Raw genomic sequence first — 23,888 nt, 5'->3', positions numbered from 1 at the left:
TTATCCTTGCGCTAGGTGCGTTCATCTTTCGTTAGGAAAACTGAACTACTGAGTCTTGAATCCGGCCGTTCCCGCGACCACATTCATGTTAAGCCCATATACATGGGGAAGGGGACAGACATGTCGACATATGCAAATCTTCCGGCTCCCTCGCCGGAACAGGGCCTGAACCGTTACCTTCAGGAAATCCGGAAGTTCCCGATGCTGGAACCGGAAGAGGAATACATGCTGGCCAAGCGCTGGGTGGACCATGAGGACACCGAGGCGGCCCACAAGATGGTGACGAGCCACCTGCGCCTCGCGGCGAAGATCGCGATGGGCTATCGCGGCTACGGCCTCCCCCAGGCCGAGGTCATCTCGGAAGCGAACGTCGGCCTCATGCAGGCCGTGAAACGCTTTGATCCCGAGAAGGGCTTCCGCCTCGCCACCTATGCCATGTGGTGGATCCGCGCCTCGATCCAGGAATACATCCTGCGGTCATGGTCGCTCGTAAAGCTTGGCACGACGTCGGCGCAGAAGAAACTTTTCTTCAACCTGCGCAAGGCCAAGGCCCGCATCGGCGCGCTGGAAGATGGCGACCTGCGGCCCGAGAACGTGCAGCGCATCGCGACCGACCTCGGCGTGACCGAGGACGAGGTGGTCTCGATGAACCGCCGCCTGTCCGGTGGCGATGCCTCCCTGAACGCCATGATCGGCAGCGAAGGCGACAGCGCGACGCAGTGGCAGGACTGGCTCGAAGACGACAGTGCCAACACCGCCTCCGACTACGAAGAGCAGGATGAGCTGACCGCCCGTCGTGAACTTCTGGCCGAGGCGATGGATGTTCTGAACGACCGCGAGAAGGACATCCTCGTGCAGCGCCGTCTGCAGGACGAGGTCGTGACGCTCGAGGAGCTGTCGGGCCAGTACGACGTCAGCCGCGAACGGATCCGCCAGATCGAGGTGCGCGCGTTCGAGAAGCTGCAGAAACGGATGCAGGAGCTCGCCAAGGAAAAGGGCATGCTCGCCGCCGTCTGAGCGACACGTGCCCGATAGACGACACGTATCGGAAAACGGACAGGGCCTGCCAATCGGCGGGCCCTTTCGCTGTCCGGGCTACCGGCTCGCCGGGGTCTTGAAGGTGCCGAGCGACGCGATGTCGTAGCCACCGGGATAGCCGACCCGCCGTTTCCGCGTCACGAGCCGCGGCTTGCGCCGCGCGGGGAGCACGCGCAGGGCCTGCGCGCGCAGGCGCAGCCCACCCTTCACCAGCCCTACGATCCAGCGGGGCGGACGGGGAAAACCCATCGCCTCCCGCAATGGATCGTCCATCAATGCGTAAATGAACGGGTGTCCGATACGGGCCAGCCGTCGGGGCAGGTAGAAGGACATCAGCAGGTCCCGGGTCGCGCACCCGATCTCGGCGTTGCTGTCGGCATAGCGGAAGTGTTCCGCCTCGTAGGCGCGGTTGAACGTGTCGAACGCGTCGAGGCTCTCCGGCATATCGCGGATGCCCATGCGCGCCCCAAGGTCACGGTAGTAGATCAGCCCGGCGCGCTTCTCGCGCTCCGTCAGGGGACGTTTGCCGTATCTCTGGAGCCAGCGCACCGGCTCCAGCACGAAGGTGCTGAGGACGTAGACCATGTCCGCGTTGGCGATACGGTAGCGGCCGTGCATGTCGTTCATCCGGTCGACGGCGGCCCGGCCCCTGTCGGAGCCGAGGCCGTTCTCCGCAACCTCGGCCAGCAGAAGCTCGGTGTCGTCGTAGCGCTTCAGCGGTCGGCGGGAGAATTCGCCGGTGCGCGACAGCAGTCCGGAAATGGACGGCACCGCGTAGGTCCGGAACAGCGCGAATTGCAGCGCCTTTTCCGTGTCCCACGCGAACTCGCAGGTGGCGAGGAGGTAGCCGATACGCTCGAAGTCGACCTCGGGGTCGAGAGTTTCGATCTCCCGCGCCCAGGCCGACCGGCGCATCAGGCGACCCAGCCGTCCGGATCGAACATGCGTCCGTTGTCGGACACCGTCGCTTCGCCGAGCATGCGCACGGTCATCGCGGCGATCTCCTCCGGCTTGCGGGTGTTGCCCGCCTTGAGCGCCTCACCCACGCCGGGGATCCAGAACTGACCGCCGGGCGTGTCGCGCTGGTACTCGGTCATCTCCGTCATCACGAGCCCCGGGTTGGCCAGCAGGACTCGGATGTCGGAGCGGCCGAGATGTTCGAGCTCCTTCGCCATCAGCTCGGTCATCTGCACGACCGCCGCCTTGCTGGATGCATAGGCCGTCCCGCCGATCGGGCGGCCGCCGTTCATGTTGATGATCGTGCCGGTGCCGGCCTCCATCATCATCGGCAGGACGGTGCGGCAGGACATCAGGATGCCCTTCACGTTGACCGTCATGTCCATCCACCAGTCGTCGACGTCACATTCGTGCACACCGGCGAGGGAGTGGAAGCGACCCGCATTGTTGAACAGGATGTCGATCCGGCCTTCTTCCTCGCGGATCGCGGTGAAGGTCTTCTCGACCGACGCCTGATCGGTCAGGTCGACGCTGCGCACCTTGCAGGTGTCGCCGATCGCCTCTTTCAGTTTGCCCTCGTCGCGGGCCACGCCCCAGACCGTCGCGCCTGCGTCGGCGAGAGCCTTCGCGATGGCAGCGCCGATGCCGCCGCTCGCGCCCGTGACCACGGCGATTTGTCCGTCGAGTTGTGCCATAAGTTGATCCTCCACTTGCCTGCGAACCCTAGGGGGCGCGTCGGCAGGGTCAACTCCGGATGGGGGCTTTCAATCCGGGTCCCGCTGTCGTTTGCTGCGCGCGATCAGAGGAGGTGGTGATGACCAAGCATATCCGTTGGGGCGTTCTGGGTGCGTCGAACTTCGCCAAGGGCCAGATGGCCCGCGCCATTCATGCGGCCGAGGGGGCGGAGCTCTATGCGCTCGCCACGTCGAGCCCGGAGAAGGCCGAGGGGTTCAAGGCCTTCGCGCCGACGCTGAAGGTGCATGACAGCTACGAGGCGCTGCTCGCCGACCCGGACGTCGATGTCGTCTACATCCCGCTGCCGAACCACCTGCACGTCGAATGGGCGCTGAAGGCGCTCGACGCAGGCAAGCACGTGCTTGTCGAGAAGCCGCTTGCCATGGCGGCGGACGACTTCGCCCCGGTGATCGCGAAGCGGGACGAGACGGGGCTGGTAGCCGCCGAAGCCTACATGATCGTCCATCACCCGCAGTTCATCCGCGCCCGGCAGCTCGTTGCGGACGGCACGATCGGCGATCTCGTACATGTCGACTGTGCCTTCACCTTCGACAACCGGTCGGACACCGACAACATCCGCAACCGGCCGGAGACGGGCGGCGGCGCTCTGGGCGACATCGGGGTCTATGCTTTCGGGTCGGTGCGGTTCGTCTCCGGCCAGGAGCCGGAGGCGGTCGAGGCCTCGACCATCCGGCGCGAGAACGACGTCGATGTTTTCGTGCAGACGCAGGTGCGCTTTCCGGGGTTCGGCTATTCCGGGATGGTCTCGATGCGGGCCTTTCCGCGCCAGCAGATCACCTTTCACGGCGAAAAGGGCGTCATCACGCTGTCCTGTCCGTTCAACGCCGGCGGTTTCGATCAGGCGGAGCTGCATCTCGAGACGGACACCGGCAGCCGCACGACCGAACGCTTTCCCGGCGTGAACCAGTATATCATCCAGGTCGAGAACTTCGGCCGCGCAGTGCGGGGCGAGGCGGACTATCCCTGTCCGTTGGAATTCTCGCGCGGAACGCAGCAGATGATCGACATGGTGATCGCGGCGGCGGACTGATCGGGACCCTGCGGGTGCCGGTCGGCGTTCAGCTGACATGAGCACCGCATCCCCCATCACCCCGCCCGCCCAGATCACCATCTTCGGCGCTTCCGGCCGCACCGGTCGCGCCCTCGTGCAGCAGGCGCTGGAGCGTGGCTACAAGGTCGTCGCCTCCGACGTGGGCGGCGACCCTTACGCGCCCGATGCCGCGACGCAGATCGAGGCCGACGTGCTGGGCGGCGATCTCGCCCCGGCGCTACGCGGCTCGAAAGCCGTGATCTCGGCGCTTGGCGTCGGCAACGACATCGGCACGCTTGCTGATCCACCGCCGCTCTACACAAAGGGGACGGCGCGGATCGCCGACGCGATGAAGGCGGAGGGGATCGAGCGCATCGTCGTCATGTCGGCGACCTTCGTCGCCAATTCCGAACGGGGGCCGCTGCTGTTCCGGCTCGGCACCGCGCCGGCGCTGACCAACGTGCTCGACCAGATGGAGCAGATGGAGGCGGACCTCGCCCAAAGCCGGCTCGACTGGACTGCCGTGCGCCCCGGCTGGCTGATGGAAGGCCCCCGCACCGACGATTCCGTCGTCACCGAGGACGAGATCGCCGAGGGCCTGATCCGGGCCCGGCACGAGGATGTCGCCGCGCTGATGCTCGATTGCGTCGAGACCGGTCAGTGGTCGCGCGCGACTCCGGCCATCGCCCGCTCCGAGAGCGAGGTGAACGAAAGCAACGAGGCGGTCATGAAGTCGCTTCTCGCCTGAGCCCCGCCGCCTGCACCTTGCGCCGGACACCCCGAATGGTCGACAAGGAACCGGCGCAGGTCAGGCAGGAGAGGGGCCATGAACGACGAGGACAAGGTGATGGGCCGGATCCACGGCGAGCAGGAAGAGCCCGCCGGGAAGGAACATCTCCTGATGCGGCTGGTGCATGTTGTGCTGATCGCCGTGATGATCTCGATCGCGAACACGGTTCTCAGCGTCGCGACAGTCATCCAGTTCGTCATCATGATCTTCAACAAGGACGAGCCGAACGAGCGGCTTGCCGATTTCGGCACCGACCTCGGCATCTGGATCGCCAAGGCTGCCCGCTACCAGACAGCCGCCAGCGACGTGAAGCCCTGGCCCTGGACCGACCTCGACTGAGACTGCTCCCGACCGATCCCGGTCAGTCGAGCGACAGCCGCATGACGTGCTGCGGGCCCGATGGGCCGCCTTCGTACTGGTCGCCCGTGTCCTCCCACCCGGCGGAGAGGTAGATTTGGTAGGCCCGGTGGTTCTTCAAGTTCACCGTCAGCCACACGACGGACCGGCCCGGGTAATGCTGACGCAGGTAGTCGGGCAGGGCGGCCATCACCGCCTTGGCGTAACCACGCCCCTGATAGCGGTGGTCGATCAGGAAAAAGCGGAAGCCGAGATCTTCGGGGCCTCCAAAGCCAAGCCGCTCGCGGTAGGCCGTGTCGATCTTGAAGAAGCCGATGACGGCATCCTCCGCCTCGACCGCGTGATAATCGACGTCCTCGGGATCGCCGACCGTGATGTCGGTCATCCGTCCGGCAAAGGGCATCTGCACCTCGGGCAGTTCGAGGTGATGGACGGAGGCGACCTCCGTCCGCGGCAGCGGCCGGAGGCTCACGCCGCTCACGATTCCATCGCCTCGAGCTCGTCGATGAACCCTTCGATCATCGAAAGGCCCTTGTTCCAGAAGGCCGGGTCAGACGCGTCCAGGCCGAACGGCGCCAGAAGCTCCTTGTGGTGCATCGACCCGCCCGCCTTGAGCATCGCGAAGTACTTGTCGTTGAAGCTCTCGCCGCTCTCTTCGTAGACGGCGTAGAGCGCGTTCACGAGGCCGTCGCCGAAGGCATAGGCGTAGACGTAGAAGGGCGAGTGGACGAAGTGCGGGATGTAGGCCCAGAAGGTCTCATAACCCGGTGCGAAGTCGAAGACGGGGCCGAGGCTTTCGGCCTGCACCGACATCCAGAGCGCGTTGATGTCGTCGGGCGTCAGCTCTCCGCCGCGACGGGCGTCATGCAACTTGCACTCGAAATCGTAGAAGGCGATCTGGCGGACCACCGTGTTGATCATGTCCTCGACCTTGCCGGCCAGCAGGACCTTCTTCTCCGCCTCGTCCGGGGCACCGGCGAGCAACTTGCGGAAGGTCAGCATCTCGCCGAACACCGACGCCGTCTCGGCCAGGGTCAGCGGTGTGGAGGACAGCAGCTCCCCCTGTCCGGCGGCGAGGACCTGGTGCACGCCGTGGCCGAGCTCGTGCGCCAGCGTCATCACGTCCCGCGGCTTGCCGAGGTAGTTCAGCAGCACGTAGGGGTGCGCGTCCGTCACCGTCGGGTGGGCGAAGGCGCCGGGCGACTTGCCGGGCTTCACCGGCGCGTCGATCCAGCCCTTTTCGAAGAACGGCTGCGCGATGTCGGCCATGCGCGGATCGAACGATCCGTAGGCGTCCATCACGATGCCCTTCGCCTCGTCCCAGTCGACGATGCGGTCGCTTTCCATCGGCAGCGGCGCGTTGCGATCCCAGACCTGCATCCTGTCGAGACCAAGCCACTTCGCCTTCAGCCCGTAGTAGCGGTGCGACAGGCGGGGGTAGGCGTCGACCACGGCGTCGCGCAGGGCCTGCACGACTTCCGGCTCGACATGGTTGGCGAGGTGCCGGCCGGTCTGCGGTGTCGGCATCCCGCGCCAGCGGTCCTCGATCTCCTTCTCCTTGGCGAGCGTGTTGTGGACGCGCGCGAAGGTACGAATGTTCTGGCCGAAGACGTCGGTAAGCGCATGGAACGCCGCCTCGCGCTTGGCGCGGTCCTGCTCGGTCAGGTAGTTGAGCGTCCCCTCGATGCCGTTTTCTTCACCGTCGACCGTGAAGGTCAGCCCGGCGATCGTCTCATCGAACAACTTGTTCCACGCGGTACCACCGACGGTGGACTGGTCGTGCAGGAATTTCTCGAGCTCGTCGGACAGCTGGTAGGGCCGCATCGCGCGCATCCGGTCGAAGATCGGCTTGTAGCGGGCGAGTTCGTCGCTCTCGTTCAGCAGGCCCTCGACGTGGTCGTCGGAGAGGCGGTTGAACTCCAGCCCCCAGAAGACCAGCGGCGTGGTGTAGGAGGTCATCCGGTCCTGCGCGTCCGTCAGGAACTTGCCCCGGTCGGAGTCGGTGGTGACCTGGTAGTACCGCAGGCCCGCGTAGGACATGATGCGCCCGCCGACGACGTCGATCTTCTCGTACCGGCGGACGGCCTCGAGCATGTCGGCGGCATCGAGCGTCTCGAGCTTGCCTTCGTAGTCGCGGGCGAAATCGGCGCAGGCGGCCTCCAGCCAGTCCATGTCGCGCTTGAAGTCGGCGGAGTCGGGGCTCTCGTAGAGGTCTGTCAGGTCCCACTCGGGCAGATCGCCGAGGTTGCGGGCACCGGAGCTGTCAACGTCGAACAGGGGGCTTTTCATTGTCGTCGCTCCTTCAGAACGGGTGTGGCTGGCCATCCCATGTCATGAAACAGCCGGTCGTTTCCAGATCGAGCGCGTCGAACCGTGCGACGAGGCCTTGCGCGGCCTCCTCCGGTTGCAGCGCGCCCTTGTGGCTGGTCATGTCGGTGCTGACCCAGCCGGGGTGATAGGCGCCAACGGCGATGCCGTCGGGTTTCAAGGACTTGGAAAGGTTCAGGGCGAGGTTCGCCGACGCCGCCTTGGATGCCCGGTAGATCAGCGCGTCACCGCCGGCCTTGGTGGAGGCGCCCATCTGGCTCGAGATGATGGCGACCTTGCCCTTCGCGGCGCGCAGCTGCGGCAGCAGCGTCTGAACGGTCAGGAACGCACCGGTGACGTTGGTGGCGAAGACGTCGGCCCACTTGGCCGCGTCGTAACCGGTGTCGATCTCGTCGTGACGGTCCGGGAAGATCCCGGCGTTGCAGACCAGCAGGTCGAGACTGTCGCCGACCTCGCCGGGCAAGCCAGCGAAGGCCGCCGGGTCGGTCACATCGAGCCGGATCAGGCCGTCGCCGCTGCGCGACGTGCCAAGCGCGGTGTCCCCTCGCTCGCGGTAGGCCAAGAGGAGGGCGGCTCCGATCCCGCGGCTCGCGCCTGTGACCAGCACGCGCATCAGTTCGACTGGCGCTTCGGCCGGAAGGGAAGCGGCATGACGGGGACCCCATCCTCCAGCAGCTTCTTCGCCTCGGCGAGGTTCGCTTCACCGTGGATAGACCGGTGCGGTTTCTCGCCGTCGTGCATGGCGCGGGCTTCTGTCACGAAGTCCTTGCCGACGTAGCTCGAGCTTTCCTCGACCTTGCGGCGCAGGTCCGCCATTGCCTGTTCAGCAAGAGAAGCGGGGCGCGAGAGCGGCTTCTCACCGCCTTCGCTGACGGAGGGGGCCATCAGGTCCTTCTGCACCTCGGCCGAGCCGCAGACGGCGCAGGAGACATGCCCCGCGTCCTTCAACCGGTCGAAGGCGCTGGCAGACTGGAACCAGCTTTCGAAGCGGTGGTCATCCGAGCATTTCAGGGCGTAGCGGATCATGCGGGCGGGACTTGCAGACGTCAGGTTTCGAGTAGGACATACTTAGCCGCCACCCCGCCGTTTGCAATGGTTTCGCGCCCTTACTCGGCAGCGTGACGTCCCATGGCCGCCCCTTCGCGGAAGGCACGCGCGAGCGCCTCGCCGGTCGGGCGCGCGGGCACCACAGGCGTCGACTCCACGGGCGCTTCGGTTGGGTCAGGGCGCCGGACGACCATCTCCTGCGGCTTGCCCAGCCGGAACAACATGCGCGAGGGCGGGCGGTCGAAGGTCCGGCCCTCGGCCAGCGCGGTCGCGGGATCGTCCAGCAGCGGCCGGGCCTGCACCGGCGCGGTGACCGGCAGCGGCTCCGGCGTCGGATCGGGCGCGAGAGCGAGCGTGGGCTCCGCTTCGGAGGCGATCAGCGTCGGTTGCGGTGCCGCGGGCTCTGTGGCCGGTGATGTCTCAGACTCGACCAGCCGGGCAGGGGCCGGGCGACGCATGGCGGCGCGCGTCGCCAGCGCGGTACTGATGGCCGGTTCGCTGGTCATCTCCTCGATCTCCGCCGAGGCGTTCCAATAGTCGCGCAGGCTGGTGATCGTGCCGGACGACTCTGCGACCTGCACGGGTGCGGTCATCGTGTAGCCGTCGGTGCCGGTGCCCCTGACCTCGGCGGCTACCGCGAGGCGGCGGAAAACGAGGAAGGTCTGAAACTGCGTCTCGCGCGACGTGAGACCGGTGCGCTCATCGAAAGGCAGCGTGTCGGAGCGCTGGAATTCCCAGCCGTCGGCCCCGTATTCGTTCATCAGCAGTTCAAGAGCGTTCGCGTTGCGGGCCTCGCTTGTCCTCAGCCCCTTGGCACGAGTGCCACGCTTCGGCGCGGCCACAACCTTGTATTCGTAATGTGTCATCCCCAACCCCCCAGTCGGCAACGAAATATTATCAATCGCCGGCGAGTCGCGGAAGCGTGACGCCACAATTGGGACACCTTCCCGCCACAATCCTCACAAAGAGCCGGGAAATGTCCCGGATTCCAGTAGCCTGCGGCGCGCAAAGCCTTGAAAACAAGGGGTCGGCATCTGCTGAATTTATCAGCAGAGGGGCTGGGCGGAGCTTTCCTTGGGTAAATCGGATGGAATCGCGGGCCGGAAACCGATTGTTTCCGGCCGTCACCCGGCCTTCAGAGGCCGAGTTTCGCGCTCACTAGTTCATTGACGGCCTTCGGATTCGCCTTGCCGCCAGTGGCCTTCATCACCTGACCGACGAACCAGCCGGCCAGCTTCGGATTGGCTTTCGCCTTCTCGACCTGGTCGGGGTTGTTGGCGATGACCTCGTCCACCGCGGCCTCGATCGCGCCGGTGTCGGTGACTTGTTTCAGACCCTCTTCCTCGACGATCTGGTTCGGGCTCTTGCCGGTCTCGATATGCTTTTCCAGAACGTCCTTGGCGATCTTGGTGGAGATCGCGTCGGACGCGACGAGCGCGAGGATCTCGGCGTTCGCTTCCGGCTTCACCAGCTCGGCGGGCGCGACCTCGGCCTTGTTGGCGCGGCCCAGGACCTCGTTGATGACCCAGTTCGCGGCCTTCTTGCCATCGCCGCCGCCGACGCTTGCCTCGAAATAGTTGGCGAGGTCGATCTCGGCGGTCAGCACGGAGGCGTCATATTCGGTCATGCCGTACTGCGTGACGAACCGCGCGCGCTTCTCGTCGGGAAGCTCGGGCATGTCGGCGCCGATCTCGTCCACCCATCCCTGCTCGATCTCGAGCGGCAGAAGGTCGGGGCATGGGAAGTAGCGATAGTCGTGCGCCTCTTCCTTGGACCGCATCGAGCGCGTCTCGTTCTTGTCGGGATCGTAGAGGCGGGTTTCCTGCTCCACCTTGCCGCCGTCCTCGAGGATGGCGATCTGGCGGCGCGCCTCGAAGTCGATGGCGGCCTGGATGAAGCGCATGGAGTTCATGTTCTTGATCTCGCAGCGCGTGCCGAGGTGCGAGAAATCCTGGCTCTCCTGGTATTTCTCGTAATCGCCCGGCCGGCAGACGGAGACGTTGACGTCCGCCCGCAGGTTGCCGTTCTGCATGTTGCCGTCGCAGGTGCCGAGGTAGCGCAGGATCTGGCGCAGCTTGCCGACGTAGGCAGCGGCTTCCTCGGGCCCACGGATGTCGGGGCGGGAGACGATCTCCATCAGCGCCACACCGGTGCGGTTGAGATCCACGAAGGACATGTTCGGGTCCATGTCGTGGATCGACTTGCCGGCGTCCTGCTCGAGGTGGATGCGCTCGATCCGCACCAGCCGGGCGACTCCGGGCTCCATGTCCACCAGCACTTCGCCCTCGCCCACGATCGGGTGGTAGAGCTGGCTGATCTGGTAGCCCTGCGGCAGGTCCGGGTAGAAGTAGTTCTTGCGGTCGAAGGCGCTCATCAGGTTGATCTGCGCCTTGAGGCCGAGACCGGTCTTCACCGCCAGGGCGACGCAGCCCTCGTTGATGACCGGCAGCATACCGGGCATCCCGGCATCCACGAAGGCGACGTTGGAGTTCGGCTCTGCCCCGAACCGGGTCGAGGCGCCGGAGAACAGCTTGGCCTTCGAGGCGACCTGCGCATGAACCTCCAGTCCGATGACCAGCTCCCAGTCGCCGGTGGCGCCCTGGATCACCTTGGGCTTCGGGGGTTCATAGGTGAGGTCGAGCATCGTCGGACTCCGTTCGCGAAAGCTTCAGCGCGCGTTCTAGGCCGAGGGCGCGCGCGGGGCAAGCGGAGTGGCGCGTCAGGCCTGTTCGGGCGGCGGCTTCAACGGCTCGAACCGGAGGCCGTGCTTGTCGAGGATCAGCCGGTTCCCGGCGTCGAGCTGTTCTGCGAACAGATCGGCCAGCGCGGCTTCGGCATCGCCGGGCTCCCCCCAGGCATCGGCGCGGAGGCCCCCGAGTCGGAGGTCGATGAACTCTCGCAATGCCTCGCGCATCTCTTCGCGGCGCCGGGGCGCGGGCGAGTCGGCTGGCGTCTCCGGCCCCGGCAGCCGCGGCTTTGACACCGCGTAGAGCATCCCGGCGAAGTTGTTGGCCGTGTCCGGATCGTTCAGGTCGTAGTCGAGCAGGTCGTGCAGCCCGTCGACGAAACGGTCGACGTCGAGCCCGGCAATCGCCTCGTCGTCGCGCAGCAGGGCGATCACGTGGAACGCCGTGTAGGCGCCCCCGCCAAGCAGTTCCTTCGTGTTTCGCGCGCTGCAGGCCGCTTCGCCGTGCAGATGTTCGTAACTGCCGCCCCAGCGGGGCAGCAGGTGGAAGCCGTGCGTCAGGTACGGTGTGACGTTCGCCGGATCGAGGTCGGTCCAGGTCTCGAACGCCCGATGCAGCGCCGACGCCGGGTCTTCGGCATCGAGCGCCAGGAAATAGAAAGCCTCGGCCAGGAGCGGCGAATTGTGGGTGTGTGGGTCGAATTCGGCCAAAATCTGCGCCGCACGGTCGTAGTGCAGGCGCATCGCCTCCCACCGCTCGTCGGGGATCTCGGCGTCTGCGGAGCCGGACCGGTGATACCAGGCGGCGTCGATATGGGCGCGGGCGGCCAGCGCCGCGAGGATGTGGTTTGATCGGTCGCGGACATGCGCGCCCTCGAGCTCGTCCAGGGTCGGGTCCGCGATACCGGCGACCGGCGCGAGCGTCAGGTCGTCGGGCGGTGCGATATCGTCGGCCAGCGCCATTCGCGCAGCGGTCGCGCAGCTGTCGTACAGGCGCAGCAGGCCGGGTGCGTCGCTGCGGATATCCTCGAAGTCCTGCAGCATGTCGGCAAGGTCGCTCCACGCGGCGGATCGGGCGAGGGCGGCCGCCTCCGTCTCGATCTCGGCCACTTCGCGGCGTGTCGCGGGCAGGTCGATGAAGGTGAGTTCCAACCGCTCCAGCCGCCGCCGTCTCACGCGGTTGCTGTTCATCGTCCAGATCGGTGTCGCCTTCAGCCGATCGACGAGCCCCGACTTGTCGAGCGCATCCCCGGCGATCCGCGCGGAATGACGGCCCGCCGAACGCAGGAGGGCCGTCCCCGTCTTGAGGATATGGCCGGGATTCGGGGTCGTTTTGTCCTGGCGCATGAGCGTGTCACGACTTCGTTGCGTTCAGGTGATGCATGGACACAAAATCTGGCATCAATCGGTCCGTATCTTGGCGTTCCCATCTTGACGGCGGCAAAGATTCGCCGATCTGGACTCGTTCGACTCGATTCATGGAGCCCGAGAGGGCAAACGCTCTGTGCCGGGCGAGGGGCCCCGGTGCTGCCTATGGACGAATTCATGCGTTTGCCGCTGCTTGCTCTCGCGCTTTCCGCGCTGACCGCCTGTGCCACCGTGCAACCAACTCCCGAACCCGAACCCTACGTTCCCGCCATGCGTTGGGACCACCGGCCCGAAGCGGCCACGTGGACCGCCGCATCCTTCGCGGCGATGGATCGTCACGAAACGTCGCTGGCGGACATGATGCCCGGCGACATCGAGGGCTGGTGCCCGGGATACGCCACGGCCTCCCGCGATGAGCGGGCGGCGTTCTGGACAGGCCTGCTGTCGGCCCTCGCCGAGCATGAGAGCACGTGGAACCCCGACGCTGTCGGTGGTGGCGGCCGCTGGTACGGCCTCGTGCAGATCGACCCAACCACGGCGCGCGGCTACGGCTGCCAGGCGACCAGCGGGTCGGCGTTGCGCGATGGCGCGGCCAACCTGTCCTGCGCGGTGCGCATCGCGACCCGCCAGGTCGCCCGCTACGGCACCGTCAGCCGCGGCATGCGGGACTGGGGCCCGTTCCACTCGTCCAGCAAGCGTGCCGAGATGCGCGACTGGGTGAGCCAGCAAGCCTATTGCGCACCGTCGCAAGGTTCTGAAATTCAATGATTATCCGGGCCTGAGCGCCCGATGAAGACAAGGATTGCCGGCGGGGCGGGGCGCCGGCATCGAAAAGGAGAGACATGGAAATGCGTTCCCTGCTAGCCGGGATCATCGCCGCGAGCCTTCCGCTCCAGGCCATGGCCGACATCGATTCGTCCGTCACAGAGACACTGGCCGCCGACCCGCTGAGCGAGGTCATCGGCGCGTCCTATCCCGCCGGTGTCCGCCCGCTGTCGCGTCCCGCGACCGAGCGCGCCGAGGAAGAGCCGCGCCAGATCGTATATAACGGCGTATCCGTCACCTTCGGTGAGCCGCCGGTCCTGCCGCCTGTCCGCTCCACCTACCAGCCCGCCGCGAAGTGGGACGAGACGGAGGAAGGCGAACTCTGGACCCGTACCGCGATGGCCGCGATCGAGGCCCACGGCGACGGGCTCGAGGACATCATCCCGAGCGACATCGAAGCCTGGTGCCCCGGCTACGCCAACAAGTCCGACGAGGAGCGTCGTGCCTTCTGGGTCGGCATGATGTCCGCGCTCGCCTACTACGAAAGCCGCTACGTGCCCCACGTCGTCGGCGGTGGTGGCCAGTGGTTCGGCCTCCTCCAGATCTACCCGACGACCGCACGTCACTACGATTGCTACGCCAGCACCGGCGAGGCCCTGAAAGACCCGGTCGACAACCTGTCCTGCGCAGTGCGCATCATGGCCTACACCGTGGAGCGCGATAACGCGATCGCCGGCGGTCGCCGTGGCGTTGCCGCCGACTGGGGCCCCATGACCCACGGCTGGGTCATCGACGAGATGACGGCCTGGACGCGGGAGCAGGATTACTGCACCTCCAACGCTGCCGTGATGGTCAGCCTGCGTCCCGAGATGCGGCCCGAGCAGGTCAGTGTTCCGACCTTCTCGACCATGAGCGCTCCCGCCTACTACGAGTGAGGCGGACATCTGTCCGGTGCCGGACAGGGTCCCATGAAACAAGAACGCCCGTTTCCGGAGATATGACCGGAAACGGGCGTTTGTCGTTCAGTCTGTCCGGACCGGGACGCCGGTCCGTTTTAGGACGGCTGTCCGCTACCGGACGGGTGCCTAGAACCGGACGAGAGGCCGGCGCGTCGCCCGCACGAGGCTGACCGTCGGCGCGTCTTCCCCGCCAAGCGCCAGCGTCGCCTTGCGCAGCATCTCGATCCCGTCTTCGGAATTCGCCGGCAGCGCCTTGGGCGAAATCGGCTCGCCCACCGTGATCCGGTAGGGCTGCCGCGCCTTGTTCAGCGTCTCGTGGAACAGAGTGATGTCCCGCAGCGTCGGGTGCAGCAGGTCGAACATGTAGAACAGGATCGAGTTGCGTGCCCGGATATGGACCGGAATCACCGGCAGCTCGAACTTGCGCGCCAGCATCGCCGCCGAGGCCATCCAGGGCCGCTCGTGCAGGCGCAATCCGCGCCGCTTGGCCAGCCGGCCGGACGGGAAGATCACACCGAGCCGGCCTTCGCTTACCGCCTGGCGGGTGAAGGCCATCGTCTCACGGGTCTTGCCGTGGCTGCGCTTCTCCTGCCGCCACTCGACGGGCGCGATGAAATTCTCCATCTGCGGGAGCACGCGAAGGATGTCGCGGTTGGCATAGAAGTAGGCGTCGTCGCGGACTTTTTTCAGCATATGCTGCATCATGATCCCGTCGGCGATGCCCGTGGGATGGTTCGCGACGATCAGCGCCGGTCCGTGACGAGGAATGTTGGTGAGGCCGTGACCCTCGAAATCCTGCGCGAGCATCTGTCCGAGATCGTACATAAGTTCGACACTCGACATGTCGCGATAGCGATGGGCGATCGAGATCGTCTTGTCGTAGGACAGGGCACGGTTCAGAAGTTGACGCGCGACCCGCACACCGGGTCTGTCGCTAAACAGCCAGGGCGCGCGCTCGGCGATCAGCGGGTCAATTCGCTCTTTCATGGTCACCAGACACCACGTTCTTGTAACGGTCCGATGACCGCGCCGCGCGGGCGCAGTCATCAGACATCAACCAAGCAGGTGGCATGATGGTTCCGCAAAAGCAAGGCTGTGGACGTCACATGACGTCTCAGGCGGCGTTACGCCGGTGAAGCCCTTCTTCCACTTCCTCTATGATCTTGTTGACGAAAGCCGTCAGATCGCCGGGGTTGCGGCTGGTCACGATACCCTTGTCGCAGGCAACTTCCTTGTCCACGACATTGGCGCCGGCGTTCTTGAGATCAGTCCGAATCGACGGGTAGGACGTCACTTCGCGATCGCGCACGACGTCGGCTTCCACCAGCATCCACGGACCGTGACAGATCGCGGCCACTACCTTGCCTGACGTGGTGAAGTCTTTCACCAGCTTGACCGCCGTCGCGTTGGTACGGAGGATGTCGGGGTTGATCTGCCCGCCGGGCAGAACGACTGCGTCGTAGTCGTCGACCTTGACGTTTTCGAGGTCGGCGTCGACGGGATGCGTGTCGCTCCAGTCTTTTTCGTCCCAGCTCTTGATGGCTTCGCCGCCGGGGGAGGCGACGTGGACGGTGGCACCCGCGTCGCGGAGGCTGTCACGCGGCGTGACGAGCTCGCTGCGCTCGAAGCCGTTGGTGGCGAGGATCAGGATCTTTGCGTCGGTGATACCGGGCATTGGATGTCTCCTTCATTGTTCGATCCGCCAACGGTGGGGGCGGCCCAGGGTTCCTGTTCCGGTACGTCAGCGCACGATCACAACACGGCGATGCTCAAATCGGGTTGACGGCATTCGGGCTCTATCATAATCAGCCACGACGCGCCGCTGGCGTGGCGTGCCCGGGTAGCTCAGGGGTAGAGCAGTGGATTGAAAATCCTCGTGTCGGTGGTTCGATTCCGCCCCCGGGCACCATCTTTACCAGATTATTTTTGGTTCAGGCGTGTGCTTCGGTTTCACGCACGACGACGCCTTTCGTAAGGTTTGCCAAGGGGTGCGACGGTCTCGGTGAAAGGGCCTAAGTGCATCGAGCGGGTCGACGAATCCGGGCGCGTGCGAAAACGCCTCATTTATCACCCCCAGAAGACCCACGAAGGCAGCTCGTCCCCAAATGTGTTGGGATTGGAGCCGACGAGCGGTCCGACAGTGAGGTATGAGGGTTTCATCCCCCACGTGTGCGCGGGCCGCGTTAGAAAACGATCAATCCTAAAGAAACCAGCATCAGCGGGATCGCGACAAGCGAACATGCGATCCATGCTGCACGCGTCCGCCGCAAGCTGAATGAACGCCTTCGCCACCTCGTGCGGGTCCTTGGTGCTGACCGTCTCGCCCGAGCGCGGATCGTGGCGCGCACCGCCTTCGAAGTTGGACCGCCCGGCCTTAGCAGATCGCAGGGATGCCGAACGGGGTGAAGGAGGCCGCGTCGGCGAACCGGCCCTTGTAGGTCACTTCCGGCATTTCGCCGCGGATGCGCTCATGCGGCCAAGTCATCTGAGCGGCTTTACAACTCATCTTGCAAGCGCAGCAAGCGTCTTGGGCAAACTTTAGGCAACCGTATCTATTTTGTATTTTATTTGTGGACAGACAGTAGACATCCAATATTCGCAAAACTAGCGTTCTCGGTGCGAGGACTCCCGCGCGAGTAGAGGGGAGGCCAACAGGAGAGAAACAAAATGTTCAAATACAAAGCTTTAACAGTTCTTGCCGGCGTTACTGCGGCGACGCCCGCATTCGCAGAAGAAGTCGACATCTGGGTGAGGACCTCGACCGCGCCGATCCTCGAGGCGATGGCCGAGAGCTACAACGCGTCCCATGAAGATCAGATCTCGATCGTTCCGGTCGTGGCTGAGCAAATGGTCCCGAAGCTTGGTGCAGCCCTTGCCGGCGGCGCGGCGCCGTCCGCCGTTGCAATGGACCTGATCTACATGCCCACCTTCGCCGCCGCGGGCATGCTGGAGGATATGACCGACTTCATCGACAGCCTCCCGTATTCCGACGCGCTGTCCCCCTCCCACGTGCGGCTGGCGACCTATGAAGGCAAGAAATACGGCGTACCGCTGACCCCGGACGCATCGGTCATCGTGTACAACACCGACCTGCTGGACGCTGCCGGCGTCGATCCGTCGGCCTTGGAATCGCTGGAAAGCCTCGCAGAGGCGGCGGTCTCGATCAGCGAACTGGACGACGAAACCTACGGCTTCATGTTCGTCGGCAATTCCGGCTCCTGGATGGCTTACGACTTCCTGCCTCACATCTGGGCGGGTGGCGACGACATCCTGAGCGAGGACGGCCGCAGCCAGACAGTCGATACCCCGTCCATGCGCGCCACGCTTCAGCTCTACAACGACATGTGGGAGGCGGGTGCCATTCACCCCACGACCCGGTCCGGAAACGGCAACTCCGCTGTCGAGGCGTTCGCCTCGGGCCAGGTCGGCATCCTGATGTCGGGCTCTTACATCGTGAACCTGATGACGGCGAACTATCCGGACGTGAATTTCGGTATTGCGCCGATCCCCGGACCGACCGGGGGCACCGCGACCTTCGCAGGTGGTGACGATGTCGTCATGATCGAGGGAATCTCGGACGAGAAGCGCGCGCTGGTCGAAGATTTCATCGAATATTACATGCAGCCGGAACAGCAGGTGACGATCACCGAACTGGCCGGAATGCCATCGCGGACCGACCTCGCAGAAGAGGCCTACGCCGATTTCGATGAGCGCAACCTGATTGCCTACGACATGCTGCAATCGGGCTTCACGCCCTACACCTACGCCAACGATGCGCTCTTCATCTCGCTGACCGGGCCGTGGCTCGAACTGCTCGAGACCGCGATCTTTGATGGTGACGTCGACGGCGCGATCGAGATGGCTGAAGGCCGGTTCGAGCAGATCCTCGAGCGGACCAACCCCTGACCCGACGCTGATGACGACCGACGCAGGCGGCCCCGGTTGCCTGCGTCTCTCCAGCGACTGCCCACTGTCAGAGTGCCGAGTGCGAACGGTACCCGAGGAAACGAGACATGACGGACCTGCCAGAGCACCGGCCCTCCGCCGAGGATGAGCCGATCAGCCGCGAGCCATACCAGTGGCTCGGTCTGACGCTCATTACGCCCAGCCTGCTCTTCATTAGCCTGCTGTTCCTGCTGCCGCTTGGCATGACCGTCTGGATGAGCCTTCACAGCTGGCCGCTGCTTGGAACGCCCCGCTTCATCGGGGGCGAGAACTTTGTCGAGCTGTTCGGTGACGGCCGTTTCTGGCGCTCGATCCGCTTCACCGTGCTCTATACTGTACTGGTGACTTCGGCGCTGTTTCTCGTCGCCTTCCCGCTGGCCCTTCTGGTCGACAAGCCACTCCGCATCGCCGGGCTATTCCGGACGATCTACTTCATGCCCGTCGTCATTGGCTTCGGCGCAGCGGCAACGCTCTGGACGTGGCTACTCAACCCCGACAACGGCGTCTTCGCCGAGTTGCTGCTTCGCGCGGGCATCGTGGACTCCGCACCTCGGCCGACCGAGAGCTTCTGGCCGGCGCTGCTGGTCGTGATCCTGATGGTCGTCTGGAAGCAGGCGGGGTTCACCATGGTGATACTGCTGACCGGCCTGCAATCCGTTTCCGACGACGTGATCGAGGCGGCGAAGATCGACGGGGCAGGGCCGATCTCCCGGTTTTTCCGGGTGACACTGCCGCTGATGCGCAACGCAATCATCCTTGCCCTGGTGTTGAATGTGACCTGGTCGATGCTGGCCTTCGACCAGTTCTTCGTGATCACTCAGGGTGGGCCGCGCAACTCGACGGTGACGGCGGTATTCTCGATCTATCTGGAGAGCTTCTCGTCCTACAGGCTCGGCTACGGGTCTGCGATGTCGATGGTGTTGCTGATAATCCTGGTGGCGATCAGCGCGACGCAGATGGCGATCCTCAACTTCCGCAACACGCAGGAATGACGCCATGACTGACGCAACCCTCAACGACGATGCAGGCGAGTTGAACCCGGTGCCGGCGACGGACTACCTGTGGCGGGCTATCTACATCATAGCCGGCTTCTTCATCGCGGCCATCTTCCTGATGCCGATCGTCTGGTCGATCTCGAACTCCTTCAAGCTTCCGGCCGAGACGCTGTCCAACCCCGCCCGGCTGATCCCGGAGAACTTCTCCCTCCAGAACTACCGGAACCTCGATACGGTGGGGGACGGGGTGCTCAGCTTCGTTGGCAACTCGCTCTACCTTGCGGTCGGGACGGTGGTCGTGACGCTGCTGATTTCGGTGCCGGCGGGCTATGGCTTCTCCAAGTTCCGCTTCCCGGGGCAGAATGTCCTCTTCATCGCGATCCTGGCGACGATGATGATCCCGTTCCAGTCGATCCTGACGCCGCTCTTCCTGATCCTCGTGAAGCTGAGGCTGGCCAACACGCTCAACGGTCTGGTGCTGGTCTACGTAACTTTTCAGTTGCCCTTCTCGATCTTCATGATGCGCAACGCCTTCGACGCGGTGCCGAAGGCCCTGATCGAAAGCGCCAGAATCGACGGTGCCAGCCAGTGGTCGCTGATGCGGCGGATCACACTGCCGCTGGCGCTGCCGGGCGTGGCAACCGTTGCGATGTTCGCGTTCCTCAATTCTTGGAACGAGTTTCTCGCAGCGCTGATCTTCCTTAGCCAGGAAGAGAAATTCTCACTGCCAGTCATGCTGGTAAACGTCACAACGGGCATCCGAGGTCTGATCGATTGGGGCGCACTGCAGGCCGGCATCACGCTGACCATGGTGCCCTGCATCCTGCTCTTCCTCGCCCTTCAACGCTACTATGTGCGCGGCCTTGTCGCCGGCGCCGTCAAATAGGTGAACCAGATGAATAATCATGTCAGGCCCCAGCGGGCCGACTCCCGTCACGTGCCGGTCGACCACGCCAAGGTCAGCTTTGAGAGTGGCTTCTGGAAGAGCTGGCACGACACGGTACGCGACGTGACCGTGCCCACGCAGTACAAGCGGCTGGACGAAGAGAAATTCCTCGAAGTGCTGGACTTCAAGTCGCCGCCCGGTCCGCTGGCCCGGCCGATCCAGCCGTCCGGCCTGTCGATGCAGCACTTCTTCGACAGCGATTTCGGCAAGTGGATCGAAGCGGCGTCCTACATGCTGAAGTACCGCCGCGACCCGGACATCGAAGAAAAGATCGACGGTATCGTCGCTCGTCTCGAAGAGGGGCAACTGCCCGACGGCTATCTGAATTCGTGGTTCATCCGGCGCGAGCCCGAGAACCGTTGGACGAACCTGCGCGACCTGCACGAGATGTACTCGATGGGGCACTTGCTGGAAGGCGCGATCGCCTACTTCGAGGCCACTGGCAAGCGCCGTTTCCTGGAGGTGATGATCCGCTGCGTCGAGCATATCATCGACACCTTCGGCACCGAGGAAGGCAAGCTGCGCGGCTATGACGCCCACGAAGAGATCGAGATCGCCCTGATCAAGCTCTATCGGCTGACGGGGGAAGAGAAGTACCTCAAGCAGGCCTCCTACTTCGTCGATGAGCGCGGGCAAACACCCTCATATTACGACGCAGAGGCGCGGGCGCGGGGCGAGGAACCAGACGACTATATCTTTGAGACTTACGCCTACAGCCAGGCCCACAAGCCGGTACGAGAACAGGAAGAGGTCGAAGGCCACGCCGTTCGTGCCACCTATCTCTTTGCCGCGATGACCGACCTTGCGCACGAGACTGCCGACGACAGCCTCCGCGACGCACTCGAAAAGCTCTTCGATCACCTGACGTCCAAGTTGCTGTATGTGACAGGTGGCATCGGTTCTTCGAAGGACAACGAGGGCTTCACCCGGGAATTCGATCTCCCGAACGAGACGGCCTATGCAGAGACCTGTGCCTCTGTCGCGCTGGGTTTCTGGACCTATCGCATGGCCCAGACGCGGCTGGATGCGCGCTATACCGACATCCTCGAGTTGGTTGCCTACAATGGCGCGCTGTCGGGTATCGCCCGCGACGGCGAACATTACTTCTACGAGAACCCGTTGGAGAGCCACGGCCAGCACCGCCGCTGGAAATGGCACTATTGCCCGTGCTGCCCCACGAACATCGCGCGCTTCATCGCCTCGATCGGCTCCTACCACTACAGCACGACCGAGACCGAAATCGCGGTGCATCTGTATTCGGAGAATGCGGCAACGGTTACTGTCGGCGCGCGCGACGTGCAGTTGCGCCAGACGACCAACTATCCGTGGGACGCGGAGATCACGCTTCAAGTCGATCCCGAAGAGCCTGTCGAGTTTGGCCTTTGTCTGCGCATTCCCGGCTGGTGCCGCACCCCGAGCGTGACGGTCAACGGGGAAGAGGTCGCGCTCGGCCCTGTGACGACGAACGGCTACGCGCGCATCGCCCGCACCTGGTCGCCGGGCGACACCGTTAAACTGCAACTTCCGATGCCGGTCGAACGTCTCTACGCCCATCCCGATGCGACGGAGAATGCCGGCCGGGTCGCGCTGAAGCGAGGTCCCGTCGTCTACTGCGTGGAAGAGGTCGACAACGGCATCGCCCCTCAGCGGCTCGTGCTTTCCTCCGAAGACGCAATCGAAGCCGACTTCCGGTCTGATCTTCTGGGCGGCGCCACGGTGCTACATGGACCGGCCCGGTCAATCGACAGCGGAGGCTGGGACGGCCAGCTCTATTCCCGCACGCCCCCACGTGAGGTGCCTGCGACTTTCACGGCGGTGCCCTACCACTTGTGGGCCAACCGCGAGGCCGGCGGCATGCTGGTCTGGATGATGGAGCGCTGAAGCCATGGCGACACTTCAGTTGGAGAACCTGATCAAGATGTACGGCTCGACTCGGGTCGTGCATGGCATCAACCTGGAGATCGAGGACAAGGAGTTCGTTGTTTTCGTTGGGCCATCGGGCTGTGGCAAGTCCACGACGCTGCGGATGGTGGCGGGGCTTGAGCATATCTCCGGCGGCCGCATCCGGATTGACGACAAGGTGGTCAATCGGGTCGCTCCGGGCCGCCGCGACATCGCCATGGTGTTCCAGAACTACGCGCTTTACCCGCATATGTCCGTGGGAGAAAATCTTGCATTCTGTTTGCAGCAGCGTGGGACCCCGAAGGGCGAGGTCTCTGAGAAAGTCTCTCAAGCAGCTGAAACCCTGCGCATCACCAACTTGCTAGACCGCCGCCCCAGCCAGCTGTCGGGGGGACAGCGACAGCGGGTGGCCATGGGCCGTGCCATCGTGCGCGAGCCCAAGGTGTTCCTTTTCGATGAGCCGCTGTCGAACCTCGATGCCAAGCTGCGCGTCCAGATGCGCTCGGAAATCAAACGCCTCCAGCGGATCCTGCCCACGACGACAGTATATGTGACTCACGATCAGACCGAGGCGATGACCATGGCTGACCGTGTCGTCGTGATGAATGGGGGGCATATCGAACAGGTGGGACGGCCTCTCGATCTCTACGAGCGCCCGCAAACGACGTTTGTCGCGGGCTTCATCGGTTCGCCACCGATGAACCTGTTGCCGGGGCGGCTCAGTGGCTCAGGCGACCGGGTCGGAATTGAACTGGAGACGGGGCAGACGCTGCCCCTTTCTGGTGCGGTTAAGGCGGGGCTTGCCGCTGCGCCGACGGCCGAGGTGGTGCTGGGCATTCGGCCCGAAGCCATCTCGCTTTCTCCGAACGGCGATCACTCAGTGCCGCTCTCGGTCGTGCTCGACGAGGTCGAGCCGCTCGGCATCGAGACCCTCGCGTATGGTAGCTTGGGCGAGACACTGCTCTGTGCGCGGCTCGGAGCCGACCAGTTTCCTGCCAGCGGTAGCGAGGCGACACTTCATCTGGATATGAACCGCGCCATGCTTTTCGACGCCAAGAGCACTCGAGCGCTGGGATGAGGGCCGGCTCAATCTGGAGAGGAAAAGCAGCATGAGCATCCGTCGTGGTCCCACCCGCCGTGGCCCGGGCGTCGCGCTGACCGAAGTCGAGATTGATCTGCCGCGCGACTGGTCGGACCCCGAGGGCGAAACGATTCAGGTATTCTTGCGCGAAGCCTGCGATCCGGAGCGGGTCTCCGAAGATCTGCCGCTGCTGCTGTTTCTGCAGGGGGGGCCAGGGGGCAAGGCTCCGCGGCCCGGTATTGGCGACCCGCCCTGGTTATACGAGGCGATGAAACACTATCGCGTGCTGCTTCTCGATCAGCGGGGCACCGGGCGCTCCAGTCCTGTGACGGGTGCTCGAATGGGCGCCATGTCAGGCCCTGAGGGAGCGGACTACCTCGCCAGCTTCTCGACCGACTCGATCGTACGCGACTGTGAGCAGATCCGGAAAGACATCTACGGTGGTCGGCGATGGTCGACGCTTGGACAGAGTTACGGTGGATTCCTGACCCTGCATTACCTGTCTGTCGCGCCGGACGCGCTGACGGAGTGCTTCGTCACCGGAGGACTTGCCGGGATCGAGGCCACGGCGGACGATGTCTATCGCCGAACCTATCCGCGTGTCCTGGCCAAGAACGAGCGGTTCAGCCGCCGCTATCCTGACGCCGTCGAGCGGGCAGGGCGGATTGCAGACTTGATTGCCACGCATGAACCGCAGCTGCCCGACGGCGACCGGCTATCTGTACGGCGTTTTCAGTTGCTTGGGTTGGATTTCGGCATGGCGCCGGGCTTCGAGAATGTCATGTGGGCGATGGATGAGGCCTTCGATTCCTTCGCGCCGACCGGGCTTTCGGAAACATTTCTGTCGCAGGTCATGGCGTTGACCTCCTTCTCGGGAAATCCGCTGTTCGTGACGCTGCAGGAAAGTATCTATGCCCAGAACGGCGCCATCACGGGCT

General features: G+C 64.4%; 23 protein-coding genes and 1 tRNA gene (1 of these 24 cut by a window edge). 13 read left to right on the top strand and 11 right to left on the bottom strand.

The window, feature by feature from the left end:
- The first annotated feature begins 120 nt into the window (after window positions 1–120).
- Entirely contained in the window at window positions 121–1,017 is an 897-nt protein-coding gene (gene rpoH, locus I8N54_RS13475; RefSeq protein ID WP_140197547.1) for an RNA polymerase sigma factor RpoH, read from the top strand.
- Window positions 1,018–1,095: 78 nt separating this feature from the next.
- Here rpoH and I8N54_RS13470 read toward each other — a convergent pair whose 3' ends face one another.
- Together I8N54_RS13470 and I8N54_RS13465 are read right to left on the bottom strand one after the other, a co-directional pair.
- The gene (locus I8N54_RS13470; protein WP_140197548.1) at window positions 1,096–1,953 is read right to left on the bottom strand and encodes an oxygenase MpaB family protein; all 858 of its coding nucleotides are present in this window, start codon (window positions 1,951–1,953) and stop codon (window positions 1,096–1,098) included.
- On the bottom strand, window positions 1,953–2,690 hold the full coding sequence (locus tag I8N54_RS13465) for an SDR family NAD(P)-dependent oxidoreductase (RefSeq protein WP_140197549.1): 738 nt from the start codon (window positions 2,688–2,690) through the stop codon (window positions 1,953–1,955). Before I8N54_RS13465 ends, I8N54_RS13470 begins: the two co-directional genes overlap by 1 nt.
- Before the next feature lie 119 nt (window positions 2,691–2,809).
- On the opposite strand from I8N54_RS13465, the gene I8N54_RS13460 reads away from it, so the two are divergent.
- The 3 genes from I8N54_RS13460 to I8N54_RS13450 all read left to right on the top strand — a co-directional run bounded on the left by I8N54_RS13460 (window position 2,810) and on the right by I8N54_RS13450 (window position 4,910).
- Window positions 2,810–3,781 carry a Gfo/Idh/MocA family protein gene (locus I8N54_RS13460; RefSeq protein WP_140197550.1) on the top strand — a complete coding sequence of 324 codons (972 nt, stop codon included), beginning with the start codon at window positions 2,810–2,812 and terminating at the stop codon, window positions 3,779–3,781.
- A gap of 37 nt (window positions 3,782–3,818) precedes the next feature.
- Window positions 3,819–4,529 carry an NAD(P)-dependent oxidoreductase gene (locus tag I8N54_RS13455; RefSeq protein WP_231592782.1) on the top strand — a complete coding sequence of 237 codons (711 nt, stop codon included), beginning with the start codon at window positions 3,819–3,821 and terminating at the stop codon, window positions 4,527–4,529.
- Between the two features lie 78 nt (window positions 4,530–4,607).
- The gene (locus tag I8N54_RS13450; protein ID WP_140197551.1) at window positions 4,608–4,910 is read left to right on the top strand and encodes a DUF4389 domain-containing protein; all 303 of its coding nucleotides are present in this window, start codon (window positions 4,608–4,610) and stop codon (window positions 4,908–4,910) included.
- 22 nt (window positions 4,911–4,932) lie between these two features.
- On the opposite strand, the gene I8N54_RS13445 is transcribed toward I8N54_RS13450, so the two are convergent.
- The 7 genes from I8N54_RS13445 to I8N54_RS13415 form a co-directional block, all read right to left on the bottom strand.
- Window positions 4,933–5,409: a GNAT family N-acetyltransferase gene (locus I8N54_RS13445; protein ID WP_140197552.1), complete on the bottom strand. Its 477-nt coding sequence runs from the start codon at window positions 5,407–5,409 to the stop codon at window positions 4,933–4,935.
- A complete protein-coding gene (locus I8N54_RS13440; protein ID WP_140197553.1) occupies window positions 5,406–7,217 on the bottom strand; it encodes a M3 family oligoendopeptidase in 1,812 nt (603 codons plus the stop codon). Before I8N54_RS13440 ends, I8N54_RS13445 begins: the two co-directional genes overlap by 4 nt.
- Window positions 7,218–7,230: 13 nt before the next feature.
- Entirely contained in the window at window positions 7,231–7,869 is a 639-nt protein-coding gene (locus tag I8N54_RS13435; protein ID WP_140197554.1) for an SDR family NAD(P)-dependent oxidoreductase, read from the bottom strand.
- Window positions 7,869–8,282 carry a DUF1178 family protein gene (locus I8N54_RS13430; RefSeq protein WP_140197555.1) on the bottom strand — a complete coding sequence of 138 codons (414 nt, stop codon included), beginning with the start codon at window positions 8,280–8,282 and terminating at the stop codon, window positions 7,869–7,871. The genes I8N54_RS13435 and I8N54_RS13430 overlap by 1 nt, the downstream gene beginning before the upstream one ends.
- Before the next feature lie 80 nt (window positions 8,283–8,362).
- Window positions 8,363–9,169, bottom strand: coding sequence for a DUF4177 domain-containing protein (locus tag I8N54_RS13425; RefSeq protein ID WP_140197556.1), 807 nt, complete (start codon window positions 9,167–9,169; stop codon window positions 8,363–8,365).
- A 269-nt stretch (window positions 9,170–9,438) separates the two neighbouring features.
- Window positions 9,439–10,947: an Asp-tRNA(Asn)/Glu-tRNA(Gln) amidotransferase subunit GatB gene (gene gatB / locus I8N54_RS13420; protein WP_140197557.1), complete on the bottom strand. Its 1,509-nt coding sequence runs from the start codon at window positions 10,945–10,947 to the stop codon at window positions 9,439–9,441.
- Window positions 10,948–11,022: 75 nt separating this feature from the next.
- On the bottom strand, window positions 11,023–12,336 hold the full coding sequence (locus I8N54_RS13415; RefSeq protein WP_140197558.1) for a hypothetical protein: 1,314 nt from the start codon (window positions 12,334–12,336) through the stop codon (window positions 11,023–11,025).
- A gap of 198 nt (window positions 12,337–12,534) precedes the next feature.
- Here I8N54_RS13415 and I8N54_RS13410 point away from each other — a divergent pair, with 198 nt between their 5' ends.
- Together I8N54_RS13410 and I8N54_RS13405 are read left to right on the top strand one after the other, a co-directional pair.
- Window positions 12,535–13,125 (top strand): transglycosylase SLT domain-containing protein, encoded by a 591-nt coding sequence (locus I8N54_RS13410; RefSeq protein ID WP_140197559.1) that lies wholly within the window; start codon window positions 12,535–12,537, stop codon window positions 13,123–13,125.
- A gap of 74 nt (window positions 13,126–13,199) precedes the next feature.
- Entirely contained in the window at window positions 13,200–14,057 is an 858-nt protein-coding gene (locus I8N54_RS13405) for a transglycosylase SLT domain-containing protein (RefSeq protein ID WP_232790397.1), read from the top strand.
- A gap of 150 nt (window positions 14,058–14,207) precedes the next feature.
- Here the strand turns inward: I8N54_RS13405 and I8N54_RS13400 are convergent, their stop codons facing one another.
- Entirely contained in the window at window positions 14,208–15,068 is an 861-nt protein-coding gene (locus I8N54_RS13400) for a lysophospholipid acyltransferase family protein (RefSeq protein WP_140197560.1), read from the bottom strand.
- A gap of 127 nt (window positions 15,069–15,195) precedes the next feature.
- On the bottom strand, window positions 15,196–15,756 hold the full coding sequence (locus I8N54_RS13395) for a type 1 glutamine amidotransferase domain-containing protein (RefSeq protein WP_140197561.1): 561 nt from the start codon (window positions 15,754–15,756) through the stop codon (window positions 15,196–15,198).
- 159 nt (window positions 15,757–15,915) lie between these two features.
- Here I8N54_RS13395 and I8N54_RS13390 point away from each other — a divergent pair.
- The 7 genes from I8N54_RS13390 to I8N54_RS13360 form a co-directional block, all read left to right on the top strand.
- Window positions 15,916–15,990 (top strand) — tRNA-Phe (locus I8N54_RS13390).
- 758 nt (window positions 15,991–16,748) lie between these two features.
- Window positions 16,749–17,987, top strand: a complete 1,239-nt coding sequence (locus I8N54_RS13385) for an ABC transporter substrate-binding protein (protein ID WP_140197562.1) — start codon at window positions 16,749–16,751, stop codon at window positions 17,985–17,987.
- Between the two features lie 107 nt (window positions 17,988–18,094).
- On the top strand, window positions 18,095–19,018 hold the full coding sequence (locus I8N54_RS13380; protein WP_140197563.1) for a carbohydrate ABC transporter permease: 924 nt from the start codon (window positions 18,095–18,097) through the stop codon (window positions 19,016–19,018).
- A 4-nt stretch (window positions 19,019–19,022) separates the two neighbouring features.
- Entirely contained in the window at window positions 19,023–19,907 is an 885-nt protein-coding gene (locus I8N54_RS13375; RefSeq protein ID WP_140197564.1) for a carbohydrate ABC transporter permease, read from the top strand.
- Between the two features lie 9 nt (window positions 19,908–19,916).
- On the top strand, window positions 19,917–21,848 hold the full coding sequence (locus tag I8N54_RS13370; protein WP_140197565.1) for a glycoside hydrolase family 127 protein: 1,932 nt from the start codon (window positions 19,917–19,919) through the stop codon (window positions 21,846–21,848).
- 4 nt (window positions 21,849–21,852) lie between these two features.
- On the top strand, window positions 21,853–22,947 hold the full coding sequence (locus I8N54_RS13365) for an ABC transporter ATP-binding protein (protein WP_140197566.1): 1,095 nt from the start codon (window positions 21,853–21,855) through the stop codon (window positions 22,945–22,947).
- Between the two features lie 31 nt (window positions 22,948–22,978).
- Window positions 22,979–23,888, top strand: the 5' portion of a protein-coding gene (locus tag I8N54_RS13360; RefSeq protein ID WP_140197567.1) for an alpha/beta fold hydrolase. 386 nt of this gene lie beyond the right edge of the window; 910 of the gene's 1,296 nt are visible here — the first part of the coding sequence; it begins with the start codon at window positions 22,979–22,981; its stop codon lies beyond the right edge, outside the window.

Source organism: Pelagovum pacificum (assembly GCF_016134045.1).
GTDB lineage: Bacteria > Pseudomonadota > Alphaproteobacteria > Rhodobacterales > Rhodobacteraceae > Oceanicola > Oceanicola pacificus_A.
Note: the sequence above shows the minus strand (reverse complement) of the source record. Positions and strands in the feature narration are given on the sequence as shown.